Origin of the sequence: Moorena sp. SIO4A5, from assembly GCF_010672005.1 — a bacterium.
Classification (GTDB): domain Bacteria; phylum Cyanobacteriota; class Cyanobacteriia; order Cyanobacteriales; family Coleofasciculaceae; genus Moorena.
This window is the reverse complement of record NZ_JAAHHZ010000430.1, coordinates 1-4,050: the sequence shown is the minus strand read 5'-3', so window position 1 is coordinate 4,050 and position 4,050 is coordinate 1. Positions and strand designations below refer to the sequence as shown.

Genomic DNA, 4,050 nt, shown 5'->3' with positions numbered 1-4,050 from the left:
GAACGCAGGCCGACGTATCTATGGTCCAAATGACAACTATCATCAAGATGTGAATAATGAATCGAGGGTTAATCTGGGGCTGTATCTTCCATAAGCTCATTGGCATCAAAGCCTTATATACTAAGCTTTTTAGGGCTCATGTCACCCCCTCAGATCAGATCGAGGGATTGATTGATATGAAAAGGTTTTGTTTTATCCTAAAATAATAAGGATTAAGGTAGCGAAAAATTCTTATTTTGATTATTAACTAGTTAATTAAATGGATTGGAGTTTTTGTTATGGCAATTGATCGGGCACCTGGCGTTTATGTAATCTCTGAAGATGAGGTGGGAATTGTCTATAAAAAGTTTGGTAGTCCTTTACCATCTAATCGTCAAATTGCTCTTAATGGAGAAATGGGTTGGCAGGTTGATACTCTTGGTCCTGGACGACATTTCCACTCTCCGTTGTCCTATAAAGTTGTCAAACAAAAAGCTATACAGATTGATAAAGATGAAATTGGATTAGTAACAGCCAACGATGGTGCTTCTCTTCCCACAGGTAAAATGTTTGGTAAAGTTGTCGAAGAATGTGATGACTTTCAAGATGGTCGTGCCTTTATCAAAAATGGTGGTCAACGGGGTAGGCAGTTAGGCATTTTAAGAAATGGTATTTATCGGATTAATACTAACTTTTTTCTGTTGAAATCAGTAAAATTACTTCCATTTATGACTATGAAATTGGCTTAGTAGAAGCGAAAGATGGCAAGCCACTGCCGATTGGAAAAACCTTTGGTGATGCTGTTGAATGTAACAATTTTGAGGATGGAAAAGCATTTATTTATAATGGGGGATATAGGGGACAACAGTTAAAGATTCTTACTACTGGCAAATACGCAATTAATACAGAACTTTTCAAAATTAAGAGAGTTGAACTTATCAAAATTAGAGTTAATGAAGTAGGCTTAGTGGAAGCAAGGGATGGTCAGCCACTTCCACTTGGTCAGAACTTTGGTAAAGTTGTTGAATGTGGCACTTTTCAGGACGCTGAAGCATTTATCAAAAACGGCGGTCAACAAGGTAACCAATTAGCCATTATTCCTCCTGGAATTCACTACATTAATACAGAGTTGTTTAAAGTTCACAATGTACCATTAATTAATATTCGCTCAGGGGAGATAGGGCTAGTTATTGCTCAAGATGGTGCTGAACTACCACCAGGACAAATACTAGGTAAAGCTGTAGATTGCGATAATTTTCAGAATGCTGAAGCCTTTCTCAACAACGGTGGTCAACAAGGTAAACAGCGAGCAATTCTTACTGAAGGTTACTATAGAATAAACACTGAACTATTTACAGTAGTTACTACTGACAATGCCCAGCAATATGGACTGAAGCCAGAACAATTAAAAGTTTACAGAGTTGAATCAGGTAAAATTGGTATTGTTACCACTTTTGATGGTAAGCCCTTACCAAGAGGGGACATTGCGGGACCAGTTATTGAGGGACATAATAAGTTTCAGCAGCCACAGGAGTTTATTGACAAAGCTGGCTATCGAGGTTTACAAGAAGAATTTATCGAAGAAGGTTTTTGGAGTTTAAATCCTTGGTTTGTGGAAGTTGAACAAGTGCCTTTAACTAATATTAAAACTGGAACAGTTGGAGTTTTAATCTCAAATGTTGGTAAGAATAGCCAAGCCAATCAAGAGAAAACTACTTATGGTTCTCGGTTTCATATCGTTCCAATTGGGTATAAAGGGATTCAGAACATACCAATAGAAGCTGGAACACATCCTATCAATACAAGAGTGAAAAGTATAGTAATAGTTCCTGCCCATGAAATAACTTTGGACTGGACGAATAGAGATAAACCAGCAACCAACTACGATTCTAATTTGAAAACCTTAGAGCTTCGATCAAAAGATGGCTTTGTTTTGAAACTTGAAGTCACACAGGTTATTAATATTGCTCCCAAAAATTCCCCTAAAATGATCTCTCGTGTGGGTTCACCAAATGCTAATAGTTTTCAGCCAGTTGAGGAAGAAGGAGGAGTTCTCAGCCCCTTGTCTAATGGTGCGGTTAAATATAGCTCTATTAAAAACCTTGTGAATAGGGTCTTAGCATCGATGGTTGATAATTACTTCCGTAATTCCGCTCAAGACTATAATGCCTTAGACTTCTTACAACAACGGGAGCAAATTCAGGAAAGAGCTACAGAACATATCAAAAGTGCTCTTAATGCTTATGGTGTTGAAGCGGTTGGTACTTTTATCAACGAAATTGGCTTACCAGCTGAACTTCAACACCTAATACAGACTCCAACAATTAACGATAATTTAAATTCACTAGAAAAATTCTTGCTCTGGTCTGCTGGTGCAGATCATCATATTTTGGCACAAAAAGAATGTTTGACAGAACGATATAAATATACAGCAATTGGTACCACGGTTTTGCTAACATCAACAACGGCTATTTTTTCCGGTGGTTATGCTATTTTTACAGTATTCGGTTCTGTAGCAGCTTCTTGTGTAGGAGGAACATTTTGGAGTTTTATAGTTTTTAACTTAGATCGTTTTTTAATTTTAAGCTCTAAGAGAAAACAAACAGAATCAAATTTAAATTTGCCATTTATTGCAGCAACAAGTCTTCGATTATTAATAGCATTATTATTAAGCTTTGTGGTTGCTAAACCCCTTGAATTGAGGCTATTTGAAAAAGAAATTAATCAGAAAATAGAACAAAATAAAAATGATATAGCCAAAGAAAAACTTACCGAACCAATAAAAGAATTGGAGCAAGAAATTCAAGCCTTAAATAAAGATAAAAATAAGTATAAAAATGAATGGCAAGATGCTGAATATGCGGCTAATGCAGAAGCAGAAGGTACACAGGGAACAGGCCAACTTGGAAAAGGAATTGTTTATCAAGACAAACGAAACTATGCAGATGAAATAAAACAAAAATTTATTGAATTAGATAATAAAGTTAAGGAGAAAGAGGAAAAAATAGATAAGCTTAAAGAACGTAACCTAATTTTGCAGTCACCAGAGAGTAACTTAGAACAACTGAATCAAGAAAAAATTGATAAAGAATCAAATGGCTTCTTAGCCCGCCTTGTTGCTTTAGAAGAACTATCTAAAGATGATCCGAATATTCGTAATATTAATTGGCTAATAACTGCCTTATTCGTCACTATTGAAATCTCACCTATATTAGTTAAACTTTTGTCTGGCAAAGGTCCTTATGATTATTTACTTGAGCAGAAAGAAAGTCAGGAAGTTTATAATGAATATTTCCGCATTCAAAAAGAACAAAGACTTCAGTTATCTGAAGGAAAATCAAAACAATACATGAAAAAAATTAAGGAGTTTGAAGAGTAAATTCCAAAAACAAAATACAGCGGTTTGCAATTCACTAAGGAATTTTTTTATAAATAAATTTTCTATGATTAAAAAATAGTGCTAGACAATATGTTCTTCAAGGATACTAAAAAAGTAAGCTGTTGCTTAATAATGGAATGATTTTAAGAGTAGGTGCGCGCCTCCAAGGGCGCGAGGGATTGCTCGCGCCCTTGGGTCACACCTGTAGAATGGGCATCTTGCCCGTTCGAGAGGCATCTTGCGTGGAACTGGCATCTTGCCAGTTTCAATGTCTTGATGCAGTCCCTCATGGGGGAAACCACGGCAGTCGCTCATGGGGGGAACCCCCAAGACCGCGCTGCCTTCCCAAGACCGCGCTGCATCGCTATATTTTCGCGCGGGCAGGATGCCCACTCTACTCCTATTCATTAAAAAAGTATTTATACTCAGTAAAGTCTGTTTTTTTGCGTTCGCGTAGCGGCTCGTACCGAGCATCCCGTAGCGTGACCATTCGCGTAGCGTGGCCTAAAGGCCAAGGTCAATCGCTTCCCTTCAGAATTCCGTAACTTATATACTACTTTTTGAAGCATCGCTATTGCCTATTGCCTATTGCCTCTTGCCTATTGCCTCTTGCCTATTGCCTATTGCCTATTGAGCGGGGACGGTCGCGGGGCAAGATCTCGGTTGCGGCCCGCAGCGGCTCCATCATCTCA

Annotated in this window: 4 protein-coding genes; 2 read left to right on the top strand and 2 right to left on the bottom strand. The window is 37.8% G+C overall.

Going from position 1 to position 4,050, the window contains the following annotated elements; genetic code table 11:
- The first annotated feature begins 278 nt into the window (after positions 1–278).
- Positions 279–728: a hypothetical protein gene (locus tag F6K57_RS38545; RefSeq protein ID WP_293073855.1), complete on the top strand. Its 450-nt coding sequence runs from the start codon at positions 279–281 to the stop codon at positions 726–728.
- A gap of 218 nt (positions 729–946) precedes the next feature.
- Positions 947–3,358: a DUF4407 domain-containing protein gene (locus F6K57_RS38540; protein WP_293073852.1), complete on the top strand. Its 2,412-nt coding sequence runs from the start codon at positions 947–949 to the stop codon at positions 3,356–3,358.
- Between the two features lie 126 nt (positions 3,359–3,484).
- Here the strand turns inward: F6K57_RS38540 and F6K57_RS38535 are convergent, their stop codons facing one another.
- Complete coding sequence (locus F6K57_RS38535; protein ID WP_293073849.1) at positions 3,485–3,766, bottom strand: hypothetical protein; 282 nt, start codon at positions 3,764–3,766, stop codon at positions 3,485–3,487.
- A gap of 17 nt (positions 3,767–3,783) precedes the next feature.
- Entirely contained in the window at positions 3,784–3,927 is a 144-nt protein-coding gene (locus F6K57_RS38530; protein ID WP_293073847.1) for a hypothetical protein, read from the bottom strand.
- Between the last annotated feature and the right edge of the window lie 123 nt (positions 3,928–4,050).